General features: G+C 68.7%; 14 protein-coding genes. 5 read left to right on the top strand and 9 right to left on the bottom strand.

Going from position 1 to position 15,323, the window contains the following annotated elements; translation table 11 throughout:
• Positions 1–23 precede the first annotated feature (23 nt).
• Positions 24–770: an FCD domain-containing protein gene (locus tag AB0E63_RS00070; RefSeq protein ID WP_360358911.1), complete on the top strand. Its 747-nt coding sequence runs from the start codon at positions 24–26 to the stop codon at positions 768–770.
• Positions 767–1,489: a cache domain-containing protein gene (locus AB0E63_RS00065; protein ID WP_360358909.1), complete on the top strand. Its 723-nt coding sequence runs from the start codon at positions 767–769 to the stop codon at positions 1,487–1,489. Before AB0E63_RS00070 ends, AB0E63_RS00065 begins: the two co-directional genes overlap by 4 nt.
• On the opposite strand, the gene AB0E63_RS00060 is transcribed toward AB0E63_RS00065, so the two are convergent.
• Positions 1,482–2,714 (bottom strand): D-arabinono-1,4-lactone oxidase, encoded by a 1,233-nt coding sequence (locus tag AB0E63_RS00060; RefSeq protein ID WP_360358907.1) that lies wholly within the window; start codon positions 2,712–2,714, stop codon positions 1,482–1,484. The two genes, AB0E63_RS00065 and AB0E63_RS00060, sit on opposite strands and share 8 nt — an antisense overlap.
• A 178-nt stretch (positions 2,715–2,892) precedes the next feature.
• Here AB0E63_RS00060 and AB0E63_RS00055 point away from each other — a divergent pair, with 178 nt between their 5' ends.
• On the top strand, positions 2,893–3,891 hold the full coding sequence (locus AB0E63_RS00055) for a YdcF family protein (protein ID WP_360358906.1): 999 nt from the start codon (positions 2,893–2,895) through the stop codon (positions 3,889–3,891).
• Here AB0E63_RS00055 and AB0E63_RS00050 read toward each other — a convergent pair.
• From AB0E63_RS00050 to AB0E63_RS00040, 3 genes are all read right to left on the bottom strand, one after another.
• Positions 3,888–4,652, bottom strand: coding sequence for a sulfite exporter TauE/SafE family protein (locus AB0E63_RS00050; RefSeq protein WP_360358904.1), 765 nt, complete (start codon positions 4,650–4,652; stop codon positions 3,888–3,890). The two genes, AB0E63_RS00055 and AB0E63_RS00050, sit on opposite strands and share 4 nt — an antisense overlap.
• Before the next feature lie 33 nt (positions 4,653–4,685).
• A complete protein-coding gene (locus AB0E63_RS00045; RefSeq protein WP_360358903.1) occupies positions 4,686–5,957 on the bottom strand; it encodes an MFS transporter in 1,272 nt (423 codons plus the stop codon).
• A 175-nt stretch (positions 5,958–6,132) separates the two neighbouring features.
• Positions 6,133–7,674 (bottom strand): fibronectin type III domain-containing protein, encoded by a 1,542-nt coding sequence (locus tag AB0E63_RS00040; RefSeq protein ID WP_360358901.1) that lies wholly within the window; start codon positions 7,672–7,674, stop codon positions 6,133–6,135.
• Between the two features lie 181 nt (positions 7,675–7,855).
• On the opposite strand from AB0E63_RS00040, the gene AB0E63_RS00035 reads away from it, so the two are divergent.
• On the top strand, positions 7,856–8,635 hold the full coding sequence (locus tag AB0E63_RS00035) for an SDR family oxidoreductase (protein ID WP_360358899.1): 780 nt from the start codon (positions 7,856–7,858) through the stop codon (positions 8,633–8,635).
• 83 nt (positions 8,636–8,718) lie between these two features.
• The gene (locus tag AB0E63_RS00030; RefSeq protein WP_360358897.1) at positions 8,719–9,297 is read left to right on the top strand and encodes a nicotinamidase; all 579 of its coding nucleotides are present in this window, start codon (positions 8,719–8,721) and stop codon (positions 9,295–9,297) included.
• On the opposite strand, the gene AB0E63_RS00025 is transcribed toward AB0E63_RS00030, so the two are convergent.
• The 5 genes from AB0E63_RS00025 to AB0E63_RS00005 form a co-directional block, all read right to left on the bottom strand.
• Positions 9,290–10,822, bottom strand: coding sequence for an AbgT family transporter (locus tag AB0E63_RS00025; RefSeq protein ID WP_360358895.1), 1,533 nt, complete (start codon positions 10,820–10,822; stop codon positions 9,290–9,292). The genes AB0E63_RS00030 and AB0E63_RS00025 overlap by 8 nt on opposite strands.
• Positions 10,819–11,751: a poly(3-hydroxybutyrate) depolymerase gene (locus tag AB0E63_RS00020; protein ID WP_360358893.1), complete on the bottom strand. Its 933-nt coding sequence runs from the start codon at positions 11,749–11,751 to the stop codon at positions 10,819–10,821. The genes AB0E63_RS00025 and AB0E63_RS00020 overlap by 4 nt, the downstream gene beginning before the upstream one ends.
• Before the next feature lie 88 nt (positions 11,752–11,839).
• Positions 11,840–12,568 carry a creatininase family protein gene (locus AB0E63_RS00015; RefSeq protein WP_360358891.1) on the bottom strand — a complete coding sequence of 243 codons (729 nt, stop codon included), beginning with the start codon at positions 12,566–12,568 and terminating at the stop codon, positions 11,840–11,842.
• 59 nt (positions 12,569–12,627) lie between these two features.
• The gene (locus AB0E63_RS00010) at positions 12,628–13,317 is read right to left on the bottom strand and encodes an FCD domain-containing protein (RefSeq protein ID WP_360358889.1); all 690 of its coding nucleotides are present in this window, start codon (positions 13,315–13,317) and stop codon (positions 12,628–12,630) included.
• Between the two features lie 224 nt (positions 13,318–13,541).
• The coding region (locus AB0E63_RS00005; protein ID WP_360358887.1) for a 5'-nucleotidase C-terminal domain-containing protein at positions 13,542–15,323 on the bottom strand (1,782 nt) is incomplete at its 5' end.

Raw genomic sequence — 15,323 nt, 5'->3', positions numbered from 1 at the left:
GACCGAGGAGAGAGTGAGTCGGGATGGCGCTGCGGTTCTACGGCAGTGGCGCGGCGGCGGTGTTCGCACCGCTCGAGCCGCTGAGCCGCTCGGAACTGGTGGCGCGCCGGCTGACCGACGCGATCGCGCTCGGCCTGATCCCGGACTCCGAGCAACTCCCCGGCGAGGCCGACCTGGCCGGCATCTTCGGGGTCTCCACCACGACGATCCGCGAAGCGCTGTCCTCGTTGCGATTGCGCGGACTGATCCACACCCGGCGAGGTCGCGGCGGTGGCAGCTTCGTCCGCGCGCAAGAGGAGATGTCGACCGCGATCGTCCGCGACCGGCTGGAGGAGCTGAGCCTCGCGCAACTCCGCGACCTCGGCGACCACTACAGCGCCATCGCCGGTACGGCGGCCCGGCTCGCGGCCGAGCGGGCCACACCGGACGACGTACAACGGCTCACCGCGGTCTGCGACAGCCTCGAGCTCGCCAAGGGCCTCGGCGGTCGCCGCCGGGCCGACGCCCAGTTCCACATCGAGGTCGCCGCGACCGCGCAGTCCACCCGGCTCTACCGGGCCGAGGTGAGCCTGCAGGCGGAGGTCGGCACCTTGCTGTGGCTTGCGTTCGGAGATGACGAGAGCCACCGCGGGACTGTGCAGAGCTGCCGGGACATCGTCGCGGCGATCGACCGCACCGACGGCGACGCGGCCCGCGCTGCCGCCGAAGAACGCGTCGCTGACTCGACGGCACGCCTGATCGACCTCAGACTGGCTTTGGAGGTCCCATGAGCACGGATGCTGAGTTGACATCGTTTGCGGGCGCTGCCTTGACGTTGGATGCAGGTCTCGAAGCCGTTCTCGAACTGGTCGAGTCGGTGGTCGGGGAAGCGTTCGGTCTGGCGGAGCGGGTCGCGAATCAGGTCAGCGAGGTGTTCGCCGGGCAGGACCGTGTGCGGCGAGGCGACCTGACCGGTGTCGCCACCATCGTCCACCCCGCGCTGACCGATCCGGACGGCAGAATCCAGGGCGCCGGGTTCGTCGCCGCCGTCGACGCGCTGGCCGATTCCCGCTGGTGGCTCGAGTGGTTCATGCTCAGCAACGGCTCGGCCGAGCGTCTCCTGGTCGACACCGACCCGCGCGGGGAGAACTTCTACGACTACGAGTCCCTGCCCTGGTACGACGTACCTCGCACGACCGGGCGGCGGCACATCACCGGGCCGTACGTCGACTATCTCTGCACCGACGACTACACGCTGACCTTCACCGTGCCGGTCCTGGCCGGGGAACGGTTCGTCGGCGTGGCCGGTGCGGACGTCCGCGTGTTCACCTTCGAGAAGGCCGTGCTGCCGTGTCTTCGGGCGACCCGCCGTACCGTTGCCATCGTCAACGATCAGGGCCGGGTCGTGCTCAGCAACAGCGCCCGCCATGTCAGCGGGACGCTGCTCCGTTCGCCGTCCCCGTCGTACCCGATCGACGATATGCCCTTGTCGCTGGTCGACCTCAGCTAGGGAGGTACGTGTCCAGGTAAGGGTTGCGGAACTTGCCGGCGGGGTCGTACTTCGCGGCGAGCGCGATGAAGTCGGGCACCTTGGGGTAGCGCTCGCGGAGCGTCGCGGCGTCGGCGGCGAACACCTTGCCCCAGTGCGGCCGGACGTCCAGCGGTGCGAGCGCCGCCTCGAGATTGGCGACGATCGGCCGGACCGCAGCTTCGTCCTGGATCCAGGTGAAGTGCAGGGCGACGGTGTCGCGGCCTTGGCTCGGGCTCAGCCAGAGGTCGTCGGCGGCGATCGTCCGTACCTCGGACACCTGGATGACCGGCGCGAACTGGTTGCCTAGGGTCCGTAGTTCGTCGAACGCCTCGGCCGCGCGCTCGCGGGGGACGAAGTACTCCGACTGCAGCTCGTCACCGTTGCTCGGGGTGAACTCGAGCCGGAAGTGCGGCAGACGCTCGTTCCACGGGCCGGGCAGGCCGCCTTGCTGGGTGGCGTAGTCCGCCGGCATCGCCTTGATCGGGTGACGGGGGCCATCGGCAACCGTTGCGCCGAGCCAGGTGGGCTCGATCGGTTGGTGGCCGCGCTGCTTGCGCCACACCATCACGTCCGGGTCGACCCAGTCGGTGAACGCGCTGACGCTGTACGCACTTCCCATCACGTCGGCGAAGTCCGTGCTGAGCCGCTCCACCGGCAGGCCGTCGTACACGACCTGACTGACCTGGTACGACGGCTGGACGTCGAGCGTGAGGCTCACCGTCACTCCGAGTGCGCCGAGCGAGATCACCGAGCCGGCGAAGTCCGCGTCGTCCCGCGTGAGCGTGACGAGCTCGCCCCGCGCATCGACGAAAGTGATCGAGTTGACGGCGTCCGCGAGCGGTCCGTTGGTGTCACCGGATCCGTGTGTCCCGGTCGAGCACGCCCCGGCCACGGAGATGTGCGGCAACGACCCCAGGTTGTGCAACGCGAGCCCGTGCTGCTCGAGCACCGCCGTGATCTCGCCGTACCGCAGGCCGGCCGACACGGTCACCCCACGCTCGCCGACCTCGACCACCTTCGGCAGGTCCGCGACGGTGAGAAGCACACCGGCACTGTCGGCAATCCGGTTGAACGAGTGCCCGGTCCCCAGCACCCGGACTTTCTCACTGCCGGCCACGAGCTCCTGCACCTCGGCGACGGAGCGCGGCCGCTCCAGCGCGCTCGCGAAGCTCACGTTGCCCGCCCAGTTCGTGACATTTGTCATGGTGCGCACCTTCCTCGCATGCCGGTCCCGGCACGACTCTCGCACATCGGTGAAGGTGGAAGATCGACGGTCTTACCCATTGGAGAGGAACGGTTCAGCAACAGCGCCGCGCTGATCTCGTCACTGACCAGCCTGGTGTGAGCCGATCGGGCGCCATCAGATGGTTTGATGGCGCCCGATGCTCATCTCGTTCGGAATTGCCGGGTTCTGGTTCCTCGTCTTCGCCATCAGCTTCTGGCGGGATCGGCGGCTGTTCAAGAACGCCGTCTTCCTCGTTCTGACGCTGATGTTCGCCGGGCTCGGCGTGATCTTCGCGCTCGAGTCCGTCAACGAGACCGCGGCCCGGCTGCTGGTGGTCGCGATCCTGGTCGCGATCCCGGTGGCGATCGCCGTCCTCGCGGTGTTCCTGGTGGTCAACGGGGTCACCATGCTGCGTCGCGAGGGCCGGCGGCCGGCCAACCTGCTGTCGCTGGCGGCCGGGCTCGGGATCATCGGGCTCGTCATCTTCGGCGTGGCGGTGCAGAAGATCGGCTGGGAGCCGCTCGCGGCGGTGCGGACGGCGCTGATCGGCGTACTGACCTACATCTCGTTCCTGTTCGTCTGCTTCCTCGCCTACGCCTTCGTCTACAGCCGGGTCCGCTCGTCCCGGAAGGTCGACTTCGTCATCGTGCTCGGCTCCGGGCTGCGCGGTTCACGGGTCCCGCCGCTGCTCGCCAGCCGGCTGGACCGCGCCAAGCAGGTGTACGACCGGGCGATCCGCCGGGGCCGGTCAACGCTGATCATCACGTCCGGCGGCCAGGGTCCGGACGAGGACATCCCCGAGTCGCACGCGATGGCGTCGTACCTGATCGAGCGGGGCGTGCCGGAGGACCGGGTGCTGCGCGAGGACGAGTCGACGAGCACCTGGGAGAACCTGACCTTCAGCCGGGAGTTGATGGTTGCGCGGCAGCCGAAGTACCGCTGCCTCATCGTGACGAACAACTTCCACGCCTTCCGGGCCGCGCTCACCGCCCGGCGAGCCAAGGTCAACGGCCAGGTGGTCGGCTCCCCCACCGCGGCCTACTACTGGCCGACGGCAACGATCCGTGAGTTCGTCGCGATCCTGTTCACCCACAAGTACCTGAACGGCGGCATCTGTGTGCTGATCACGGTGGGCGCCATCTTTCAGCACGTTTAGCGCAGCATCAGTACGGCGGCCGTCACGCCGGCCAGCACGATCAGGACGCGCAGCAACGTCGCGGGCAGCCGACGGCCGATGTGGGCACCGACATAGCCGCCGACCACCGAGCCGACGGCCAGCAGACCGGCCGCGGACAGGTCGAGATCCGCGATGAAGACGAAGATCACGCTCGCGACCAGGTTCGCGGCGAGCAGGGCCAACGTCTTGAGCGCATTCACGACCCGGAGCTCCAGATCGAGGCCGAGCCCGAGCACCGCCATCATCATCACGCCCGCACCGGCGCCGAAGTACCCGCCGTACACACCGGTCAGCCCGGCGAAGAAGGTCGTCGCCGGCGTCATCGTCATCCGCGTCCCGTGCGGCTCCTCGTGCCGGGAGCGCAGCCAGCGCGAGATCCACGGCTGCACGCCGACGATCAGGCAGGTGAAGAGGATCAGCCAGGGCGCCGCGGCCGCGAACACGCCCGGCGGCAGGGCCAGCAGCAGCGCCGCACCACCGATCGCGCCGATCGCACAGGTCAGCACGACCACGATCGTGGTCGGCCGGGACACCTCGCGAAGCTCGCGGCGGTAGCCGAACGAGCCGCTCAAGGCACCCGGCAGCAGCCCGATCGTGTTCGACGCGTTGGCGACGACCGGCGGGATCCCGAGCGCGATCAGCGCCGGAAAGCTGATCAGCGACGCGACGCCAACGGTCGAGGTGAGCAGGCCCGCGCCCAGCCCAGCGGCAACGACGGCCAGTTGCTCCGGCCCCGTCACGCGTCCCTCACTATGAGTGTCATCTGTGAGTGATTATCCCAGGCTGCGACCGACGCGAGCCAGCGGGGACAGGCTCAGGCACAGCGGAGACAGGAACAGACCCGCGGTGGCGGTGACGAGCGCCACACGGATGCCGAAGGCGCTTGCCACCGCGCCGCCGAGCAGGGCACCGACCGGCGTCAGCCCCAGGCCGAGAAAGTTGATCGTGGCAACGACGCGTCCCTGGATCGCGAGCGGCGTGATCGCCTGCCGGACGGACGTGACCGCGATGTCGACGCATTGACTGAAGAGCCCGTACAGGACGTTGATAGCGATCAACGCGGCGACGGTGGCCGAGCACCCGCCGTCGAGCACGGACGTGGACAGCATGACGACGTCGGAGACGAGGGCGGCGAACACCAGTACTCGCCCGTAGCCGAACCGTCTGGGTAGCCAGCCGGACAGGAGCGACCCGACCAGCACGCCCGGCCCGAAGGCCGCCAGCACCAGGCCGACGACCGCACCCGGCAGGTCCAGCGTGCGCGTCAGGAAGAGCAGGTAGACGGTGGTCAGCGCAGTGAAGGAGAACTGGTAGACACACGTCGCCGTCGCGATCGCCCGCAACGCTCCGTCACGAACCACGATCCGTAAGCCGTCGCTCAACTGTCGACGCAGACCCGTCGGCGAGCTCAGCGGCAAGTCCGTCGGCACGCCCTGCGGCGTGGCCGGCGAGTCGGTTGGTTCGGGCTCAGCAGGCAGGCCGAGGCGCCGGACGCGGCCGACCGACACCGCGGACACCAGGTAGAACGCCGCGCTCGCGAGGACAGCGATCGGGGCGGTCAGCAGCGAGACGAGCGCGCCGCCGAGCGCCGGGCCGCAGATCTGCGCGGCCGACCGGGTGGTCTCCAGCATGCTGTTGCCCTGGGCAAGCTGATCGCGAGCGACCAGCCGCGGCAGGCCGGCCATGTAGGCGACGTCGAAGCAGACCGTAAAGATGCCGGCCAGGAACCCCACGACGTACAGGTACGGCAGGCCGAGCACCCAGCCGAGCGGGATCGCCGCAAGCACGAGCGCCCGCCCGAGATCGGCATACACCATCATGGTGCGGGTCCGCCAACGATCGACGAGCACTCCGACGAACAGCGAGAAGATCAGGATCGGGAGCTGCTGCACGGCTCGGAGTACGCCGAGTTGCGCGGCGCCCGCCCCGAGCGCGGTCACCGCGACCAGTGGCAGGGTCACCTGATTGGCGAACGACGCCAGTTGCGATGCGCTCTGGCCGAGCCAGAGGCGGAGAAAGTCACGATCGGCCCACAAACTGGGCACGCGAGAAGACAGCGGCACGAAGAGGTCCTTCGAGTGAGCCCGGGCGGGCACGCACCAGGGCAGGGGGAACCGTGCCGCTTACACCGAAAGCAGCACGCGATGACGATTCAGGTCAGCGCGTGCTCGATCTACCGGGCATGTCCCAACTCCCTCGAAGTCGTCCGCAGCCTACCGGTCAGCGGACCTTGACGGCAGCCGTTTTTCCCTTGCGGACGTTGCGGCCGTCGGTGACCTCGACGTGGTAGGCGAGGGTCTGGCGGCTACTCAGGCCGCTGTCGGTGAAGGTCGTGACGGTCGGGTTCGTCCAGGGGTAGGAATAGCGTGACCAGGTCCCGATCCTGGTCTCGCCCCGGTACAGCGCATAGGTCAGCACGGTGTTGTCCGTGTCGACCACCGTGGCGAAGCTGACCGTCACCTTGTTCGCCCGGCTGCTGGACACCGTCGGCGCACCCGGCACGGCCGGCAGCGCACCACCCGGTCCGTTGGTGAAGCGCGTGAGTCCCTGCTGGGGTACGCCGTTCACCTCGGTGAAGTCGCCGCCCGCCCACAGGTCGTTGCCGCCGGACACGAACGCCAGCGGACCGACCAGAGTCTCGCCACCCGCGTCGGTGTTCGGGAACCACGAGCCGAGCTTGCCGTCGACCGTGCTCTCCACCAGCAGGTGGTGCATTCCGGTCTTGTCGCCGAAGCCGCCGTCCGCGCTGCAGTCGTGGGCGTGCGAGCCCTTGTAGAGCCAGTTGCCGATCGCCTTGATCGCCTCGGTCGCGCCCAGGCAGTGGTTCTGCCACAACAGCTTGCCGGTACTCGCGTCCGCTGCGAGCACACCGTCGTAGCAGCCGATGCCGGCGCCGGCGTTCGCCACGAACACCTTGTTGCCCTGCACCTCGATGTCCTTGACCCGGCTGTCGCAGTCGGGCGTCTCCTCCGGGATCGCCGCGGCCGCCGGCATCGAGAACGCGTCACCGGTGGTGGTGTTCACCATCGCGAGGGCATGGTGCTCCTGACCCTTCAGCGTCGTGAAACCGCCGCCGACGAAGACACGGGTCCCGTCCTGGTTCAGCTCGATCGCGTGCACGTCGTCGTCGGCGTCCGGGTTCCACGGCAGTACGGCGCCAGTACTCAAGCTGACCGCGGCGAGCCGGTTGCGGGTCAGCTTGCCGACCCGGCCGAACGACCCGCCCAGGTAGACGGTGTTGCCGGAGATCCGCAGCGCCGCGACCCGGTAATTGACCGCCGGCGCCCAAGCGTCCACAAGGTTGCCGGTGGCAACACTCAACAATGCGACGTGCTGCCGGGACACGCCGTTCACGACGGTGAAGTCACCGCCGATCGCGACCCACTTGCCGTCCGGGGAGGTCGCGATGCTCCAGACCGGTCCGTTGACCTTCGGTGCGAACCGCGTCGGCACGCCAGTCGTGCGGTTGAACGCAGCGAAGTACTTCCGGGCCGCGTCACCCTGACCCGCCGCGTTGCCCGGCGGCCGGACCCGCGTGAACAGCCCACCGGCGAAGACGGTGTTGCCGGTGACCGCGAGCGCGTTCACACTCGCGTTGGTCTGCCAGGTCGCCTGCTTGACCGCGGACAACGCCGACGCGAACCCCGTCGGAGTCCGGCTCGCCTGACCACCGGTCGCGGCCACCACCGGCCGGCCGGACGGAACCAGGGCCGCGGCCACCACGGTCGCAGCGGTGACCACTGCCAGAACTGCCTTCTTCATGAGCGCCCCCAAGGGCCGCTCCGGCGAAAGGTGCCAGCCCATGACTCGTACAGGTAACCGTATGCCACCACACGATAACTGTCCGCTCAATTCATCTCGGCAGCGGATTACTCTTGCGCGGCTTTAGTTAGTTGGCTAAGTTTTGTTCTTAGCCGACTAACCATTACACGAGGAGCGGTTCATGGAGCTGGGGCTGAGGGATGCGGCGGTGCTGGTGACCGGGGGGTCGTCCGGGATCGGGCGGGCCACCGCGGTCGCGTACGGGCGCGAAGGAGCCCGGGTCGCGATCACCTACAACTCCCGCAAGGACGCGGCCGAGACGGTCGCGGCGGAGATCGAGGCAGCGGGAGGTACGGCGTACGTCGTACCGATGGATCTGAACGAGCCGGAGACGATCGCGGCCGCGGTAACGTCGACGGTCGACCGGTGGGGCGGACTCGACGCGGTGGTCGCGAATGCGGTCAACTGGGGCAACGCCGGGTTCAACGACCGGCCGCAGAACATCGAGGACGCCAGGCCGGAGTGGTGGCTCCCGATCCTGCGGGCCAACCTCGAGGGCAACTTCCACCTGGTGCAGCAGGTGGCGCCGGCGCTGCGGCGCTCGGAGCACGGGCGCCTCGTCCTGCTGTCGACCGATGTGGCCGTGCGGCCGCTGCCGGGATCCTGGCCGTACGGCGCGGCGAAGGCCGGACTGCACGGGTTCGTCACCGCGCTCACGCACGACCTCGGCAGGGACGGCGTCCTGGTCAACATCGTGATGCCTGGAATCACGTTGGAGAACGGCGAGCACCGGGTCATCCCCAAGCCGGCGCTCGACCAGATCACGGCCGGATTCAGCGCCCGCAAACTGCCGGACACCAGCGACGTGGCCGACGCGATCCTCTACCTCACCTCGCCGCGGACCACCGCGGTCCAGGGCGAGATCCTGCGCGTGACCGGGGGCCAGTTGCTGGCCGGGTGACCCACCCGGCGGTGCGCAATCGCGGTCTGACGGCGGGAACGCTTGTACCGTGGGCCTAGGACACCTGGCGAAGGAGCGTCGCGATGGCCCGGGCACTGATCGTTGTTGATGTGCAGAACGACTTCTGCGAGGGCGGAAGCCTGGCCGTCGGCGGTGGAGCCGATGTCGCGTTCCGGATCGGCGAGCTGCTGCACAAGTGGCACGACGCCGAGCCGACGGACCGCCAGTACGCGTACGTCGTGGCCACCCGGGACCACCACATCGACCCGGGTGACCACTTCTCCGACCACCCCGACTACGAGAACTCCTGGCCGCGGCACTGCGTCGCCGGCACCGACGGCGTCAGCTTCCACCCGAACCTGGACCCGCAGCCGTTCGACGCGATCTTCGACAAGGGCGAGTACGCGGCCGCCTACTCGGGTTTCGAGGGCAAGTCCCACGAGGGTGGCCGCGACCTCGCCGACTGGCTGCGGGACAAGGGCGTCACCGACGTCGACGTGTGCGGGATCGCGACCGACTACTGCGTCCGTGCGACCGCCCTCGACGCCCGTCAGGCAGGCTTCGGTACGACGGTGCTCACCAAGCTGACCGCGGGCGTCGCGCCGGGCAGCACCGAGCAGGCGCTGCACGACCTCCGCGCGGCCGGCGTCACCCTCACCTGACCGGGGCTCCTGGTCCGAGCGGGATCCCGAACGCCCACCACGCGAGGAACAGCAGCGTCCACGCGACCGTCATCGCGATCGCCAGCGGCACCGTGTACGACGCCAGCGTGCCGACGCCGGCATCCTTGCGATAGCGCTGCAGGAACCCGAGTGCCATCACGAAGTACGGGCTCATCGGCGTGATCGCGGTCGAGCCCGAGTCGGCGATCCGGAACAACGCCTGCGTGGTCTCGGCGGGCACGCTCAGCAGCAGCATCATCGGCACCAGGATCGGCGCGGTCAGCGACCACATCGCCGAGCCGCTGGTCACCAGCACGTTGATCAGCGTCAGCAGCACCAGGATGCCGAGGAAGATCACCACCTTCGGCGCCCCGAGATCCCCGAGTACCCGAGCCGACTCCGCCGACAGCAGATCCCCGAGGTTGCTCCAGTCGAAGTAGGCGAGGAACTGCGCGATCGCGAAGAACAGCACCAGCACCGGCGCCATCTGCTTGATGCCCTCGGCCATCAACTTGGGTACGTCGGCCGCCCGCTCGATCGCCTTCACGGTCACGCCGTACGTGATGCCGACCAGGCCGAAGAGCACTGCGACGACCATCGCGATCCCGTCCAGGAACGGCGAGTCGACGATGCTGCCGTTCTCGCCTCTGAGCGGCGAGCTGTGTGGCACGAGGACGGCGACGATCGCGGCGGCCGCGACCAGGAAGACGATCCCGGCCCGGCGCAGACCGTTGCGCTCGGCAACCGATACCTTCAGCTGGTCCGGATCGTCACCGGGCGCGTCAGGGTCGGCTTCGAGGTCGGTCCGCTTGTTCAGTACCAGCCGTGTGACCAGCGTGATCACGAGCGCCAGCAGGATCGAGGACGCGATGTTGAAGAACCAGTTCGACAGCGGCGAGATGTAGGCGTCCGGATCCACGGTCTTCGCGGCCGCGGTGGTGATGCCGGCGAAGATCGCGTCGTTCGGGGTCGGGATCGGGCTGGCGTCGTACCCGGAGGCGATCGCGGTGTACGCGACCACGATGCCGAGGATCGGCGACCGGCCGACCGCGCGGAACGCGAGCCCGCCGAGCGGGACCAGGATGATGTACGCCGCCGCCGACGCGACGTGGGCCATCGTGCCGGCGAACGCGACCGCGAACACCACCATCGACTGTGGCACCCGGGACACGCTGACCCGCATCAGGGCCTGCAGGAACCCGGTCCGCTCGGCCAGCGCGACGCCCATGATCACGACCACAATCGTCGCCATCGGGGGGAACTCGGCGAAGTTCGAGATCGCCGTCGACACCGCCATCTGCAGACCGTCGCCGGACAGCAGGTTCTGCACCGCGACGGTCTTGCCGTCCTTCGGCGAGACCACTGAGACGTCGAACCCGGCCAGGATCGCGCTGACCACGGCGAGGATCGCGGACAGGATCCAGAACAACCAGAACGGATGCGGCAGCGCGTTGCCGGCCCGCTCGATCACGGCCATCGCCCGGACCAGGCGCGGCAGCTCCCTCGTGTCGGTCGCCGTACTCATGACAGCTTGTGTGCTGTGAAGAAGGCGCCGATCAGCTCATGCGCCTCGAACGTCTGGGTGACGTACCCCGGCCCGGAGCTCGCGTCCGATCCCGGCCAGGTGTGTCCGCCGTCGGTGACCGCGACGTGGACGACGTCGGCTTTGCAGCCCTTGTAGGTGAACTTGAGTACGTCGTCGCCCAGCTGGGTTGCCTTCGGATCAGGGTTGCAGTGGTCGCGAACGGACCAGTCGCGGACCCACGTCTCGACGCTCGGCAGGTCCCGCTGGCCGTCACCGCCGTACGGGATGGTGGTGTCGCCGGTGCCGTGGATGTCGAGCACCGGCACCGGGCGGCTCGGCGTACAACGCTTGCCCTGCTGGTAGAACGCCCCGGAGACCGGGGCGATCGCGGCGATCCGGTCGGCCAGCTCGCACGCCAGGATACCGGTGAAGCCGGCGCCGTTCGACTTCCCGGTCGCGTAGACGGCGTCGGTGTCGACGCAGAGCGTGCCCTCCAGGTGATCCAGCAGGTCGGTGGTGAACTTCACGTCGTCGACCCCCTTGGCCGAGTACGGCGCGCCCTGCCAGGCCTGCTTGTCCTCGTCGCCGATCACACCGTTGGGGTAGGCAACGATCGCGTCGAGCTTCGACAGGTCGGAGAAGGCCTCGGTCTGAGCGCCGGTCTTGCCGCGACCGTGGAAGGCGAGGATCAGCGGGTAAGTCTTGGCGGGGTTGTACTTCTCCGGCACATGCAAGCGGTAGGTGCGGGTCAGGCCGCCGCTGACGACTTCGTAGTCACCGGTGGAGACTGCTTGCTGACCGCAACCGGTACTCCGGGACGCGGTCGCTGCGGTTGCCTGCGGCAACGTGGTGGCGGCGGTCACCAGGCCGGCCGCGACCAGCAGCGCCGCGACCACGCGGGCGGGTGATTTCGGGCATGCGAGGTTCATCGGGGTGCCTCCTAGGGCAAACTGCCTGCGGGCGGGCAGGCTCACGCCTGGACCTCCCTGAGCGGGGTCCAGTCAGTCGGTGCGTGGATCAGGCCGAGAGCAACTCGTCGGCGAAGGCGGCTATCCGGTCGGCGGCGGTCTCGACCAGGAGACGACCGTTCTCGGCAGTGGCACGGCGGGGATCACCCAGCACGCCACGCTTGTGATACGCGTCGAACCCGACGGACAGGCGCGGACCGCGCGCCTGCCGGGACAGCCGGGCCGGTGTGGTCAGTTCGTCGAGCGAGGTTGCCCCCCGCTCCAGGCGATCGGCCTGGACGAGTTCGGGAGCCAGGTACAGCATCTGCGCGGTCTCCGCCTCACCGGCGTGACCGTGCACCGCGCTGACATCGGTGATCAGGTCCGAGACGACGGACGTGATCGGGGTCCACGCGAAGGTGAGGTCGCTGCGAACATACTCCTGCGCGAGTACGGACAAGGCGGCGTTGTTCCCTCCGTGCCCGGTGATGACGAGGAACTGACGCCAACCGTGCGTGTGCAGGCTGGCGATCACGTCGCGGACGATGCTCATGAATGTTGCCGGAGACAACGACATGGTCCCGGCGAAGGCCAGGTGGTGTGGTGAGACGCCGTACGGCACGACCGGCGCGACGACCGCCCGGCCGGCCAGCCGCTCCGCAACCCGGTCGGCAACCCCGACCGCGCGGACGGTGTCGGTGGACATCGCCATCCCGCCGCCGTGCTGCTCCTGCGCGCCGACCGGGATGATCGCGAGCGGCGCGGTCCGCACGGCCTCGAGCGCCTCGTCCGTCGTCATCTGCGCCAGTTTCCGGACACTTCTGGCCACCTGGTGACGGTTTCTTTCCGGAGATATCGTCATGACCACTCCGGGGCGGCTTCGGCCGCACGGCGGATGTTGTCGAGGTGCTCGCGGGTCAGGCGCTCGGCTTGCTCCGCGTCCTGCGCCCGGACGGCCTCCAGGATCGCCTGGTGTTCCTCGTGGTCACGCTCGCGGTTGTCGTAGAGGGCCCGGATCTGCTGCTGCTCACGGACGCGGACCTTCAGCAAGGACGCCAGTACCTCTTGCAGCAACGGATTGCCGGACGCGGCGGCGAGCTCGACGTGGAAGTTCAGCGCGAACGTCGGTCCGCCCGGCGGGATCAGTGCGTTGGTGACGGCAGCCTCGAGCCGCTCCAGGTTTTCGGCTTGCCGCGCGACCGCGGACTGCGCGGCGATGGCCGGCTCGAGCACCAGACGTGCGCTGATCAGCTGCAGCACCGACTCCTTGGTGATCGGCGGCCGATGCGGGTTCGCGAGTACGACGTTGTTGATCGTCGGGCCGACGTACGTCCCCGACCCGTGCCGGAACTCGACCGCCCCGGTCGCTTCCAGCTTCCGGAGCGCCTCCCGCACGGTCGGCGTGGTGATCGCAAACCGCTTGGCCAACTCCCGCGCCGACGGAATCGCATCCCCCGGGCCCAGCCCACCGCCTCGAATGATCCCGAGAATCGACTCGGTCAACCGGTCGGACAGACTAGGCGGCACCTCAGCAGCTGAGTAACTCACAAACTGACTAAATCACTTAGCCAATCTTGAGGTCAAGCCCTCACGCAAGGGACACCGCTCCGCGGCGGCTGAACTCGCGATGGACTGAGGAGGGTTTCTTCCCGATCCGGGGGTAATACCCTCCCCAGCCCACGGGTGGCGGTCGTCGGGCGTGCGCCGGTCCGGGGTGGTTGATCGCGCACGACAGCGCGCAGCACGCGTGGGTCGACCACCCCCCGGCGGGTTCAGGCTGTGATGGTGATCGGGGTGCCGTTGGTGGTGAGGGACCAGTCGGTGGTGTGGAAGGTGGTGGGGTCGACGGTGCCGGTGGCGGTGACGTAGTCGATCATCAGCTGGCGGATCTCGACCTGGCGGTTGTAGACGACCGGCGCGGTCTTCACGTGCGGGAAGTTGCCGCCGCCGGACTGGCGGTAGTTGTTGACCGCGACCACGAACTCCTGGTCGGCGGCCACCGGGGTGCCGTCGTACGCGAGGTCCGTGATCCGCGCGCCGACTGCCTTGGCGATGTCGATCGTGTAGGTGAGCGGCTTGGTCAGGCCGCCCATGACGTCGTAGTTGTAGTCCGGCGTCCCGAGCGGCGCGGTCGGGGTCGGCGCGTTGGTGACCTGGTCGGACGGGAACGGCCCGGTCCCGCTCACCTGCTTGTAGTACTGCGCGGAGAACTCGAGGTAGTCCTTGATCTGCGCGCCCGTCATCGTCACCCCGAGCAGGGTGTTGTCGAAGATGTAGAGCCCGGCGACGTCGCGGATCGAGACGTCCCCGGCCGGGATCGCGGCGCCGCGGTTGAACGGTGCCGCGATCGCCAGCACCGGCAGCGCGGCTTGCGGCGTACCGACGAGGGCCTTGGACACCGCGTCGGCCTGGATGAAGTTGACGAAGTCCAGCGCCGCGGTGTCCTCCCATGGTGCCGTCGCCGCGGACATCGCCTCGGTGCAGGTGCCGATCTTCGAGTTGACGTACTCGACGACCTTGTCGTGGTCCTTCTGCAGCACCGCGACGACCTTCGGGTCGGCGTCGACCGTGTTCGCGTTCAGCACCTGACCGTGCCGGCCGACGACCTTCCAGCGGCCGCGGACCTTCTGCAGGTCCAGGTCGATCAGCGACAGCCGCATGCCCCATTTCAGCGGCTCGCTCAGCACGACCTGCTCACCGGTGGTCTTGTTCGTCACCAGCCGCTCGGGGATCTCCAGGTGCGCGTGCCCGACGAGTACGGCGTCGATGCCGGGGACCGTCTCGGCCATCAGGGCCGACGCGTTCTCGGGGACCGGCAGGGCGTCGCCGTACGACGAGGACAGGTCCATCCCGGAGTGCGCGGACACGATCACCACGTCGGCGCCGGCCTTACGGACCCGCGGCACCCAGATCTTGGCGAGCTCGACGATGCCGCCGAACTTGATCTTGTTCTCGACGTTCGCCTTGTCCCAGATCGCGATCCCCGGGTTGGTCAGGCCGAGGATGCCGACGGTGATCGGCTTCTCGCCCGGTACGTGCACCCGCTTCAGCACGTACGGCGGGAACACCGGAAGGCCCGTGGTCCAGTCCTGGGCGTTGGCCCCGAGCAGCGGGAACCGCAGTTGCCGCTGGAACTTGCGCAGGATGTCGAGGCCGTAGTTGAACTCGTGGTTGCCCAGCGCGGCGGCGTCGTACCCGATCTCGTTCATCGCGGCGGCCATCGGGTGGGTGTGACCGCCGGTGATGGGCTCGATCTTGGCGAAGTAGTACGCGAGCGGGGTGCCCTGGATGGTGTCGCCGGCGTCCAGCAGCAGCGGGCGCGGGGCACGCCGGTCGGCGCCGATCCGGTCCCGGACCGCGGTGACCAGCGTGGAGATCTTGGCCAGGCCGATGTCGTTGTGCGCGGAGTCGTCGTACTCGGTGTTCTTGAAGTAGTCCCAGTTGAAGACGTTGCCGTGCAGGTCGGTGGTGCCCATCACGGTCAGCCGCACGGTCTTGTCACCGTGCCCCTGGCCGGCGTAGGCCGGGACTGCCTCGAAGCCGGCCGCGGCCAG

The sequence above is a fragment of the Kribbella sp. NPDC026596 genome (assembly GCF_040638415.1).
Lineage (GTDB): Bacteria > Actinomycetota > Actinomycetes > Propionibacteriales > Kribbellaceae > Kribbella.
This window is presented reverse-complemented; position numbering and strand designations above follow the sequence as displayed.

Excerpts from the sequence above, each read along its gene's own strand:
- AB0E63_RS00015 (WP_360358891.1), bottom strand. The coding sequence starts at position 12,568 with ATGACGACGGACGAGGCGCTCGAGGCCGTGCGGACCGCGCCGCTCGCG.
- AB0E63_RS00020 (WP_360358893.1), bottom strand. The coding sequence starts at position 11,751 with ATGAACCTCGCATGCCCGAAATCACCCGCCCGCGTGGTCGCGGCGCTG.
- AB0E63_RS00060 (WP_360358907.1), bottom strand. The coding sequence starts at position 2,714 with ATGACAAATGTCACGAACTGGGCGGGCAACGTGAGCTTCGCGAGCGCG.
- AB0E63_RS00035 (WP_360358899.1), top strand. The coding sequence starts at position 7,856 with ATGGAGCTGGGGCTGAGGGATGCGGCGGTGCTGGTGACCGGGGGGTCG.
- AB0E63_RS00065 (WP_360358909.1), top strand. The coding sequence starts at position 767 with ATGAGCACGGATGCTGAGTTGACATCGTTTGCGGGCGCTGCCTTGACG.
- AB0E63_RS00070 (WP_360358911.1), top strand. The coding sequence starts at position 24 with ATGGCGCTGCGGTTCTACGGCAGTGGCGCGGCGGCGGTGTTCGCACCG.
- AB0E63_RS00055 (WP_360358906.1), top strand. The coding sequence starts at position 2,893 with ATGCTCATCTCGTTCGGAATTGCCGGGTTCTGGTTCCTCGTCTTCGCC.
- AB0E63_RS00025 (WP_360358895.1), bottom strand. The coding sequence starts at position 10,822 with ATGAGTACGGCGACCGACACGAGGGAGCTGCCGCGCCTGGTCCGGGCG.
- AB0E63_RS00030 (WP_360358897.1), top strand. The coding sequence starts at position 8,719 with ATGGCCCGGGCACTGATCGTTGTTGATGTGCAGAACGACTTCTGCGAG.
- AB0E63_RS00040 (WP_360358901.1), bottom strand. The coding sequence starts at position 7,674 with ATGAAGAAGGCAGTTCTGGCAGTGGTCACCGCTGCGACCGTGGTGGCC.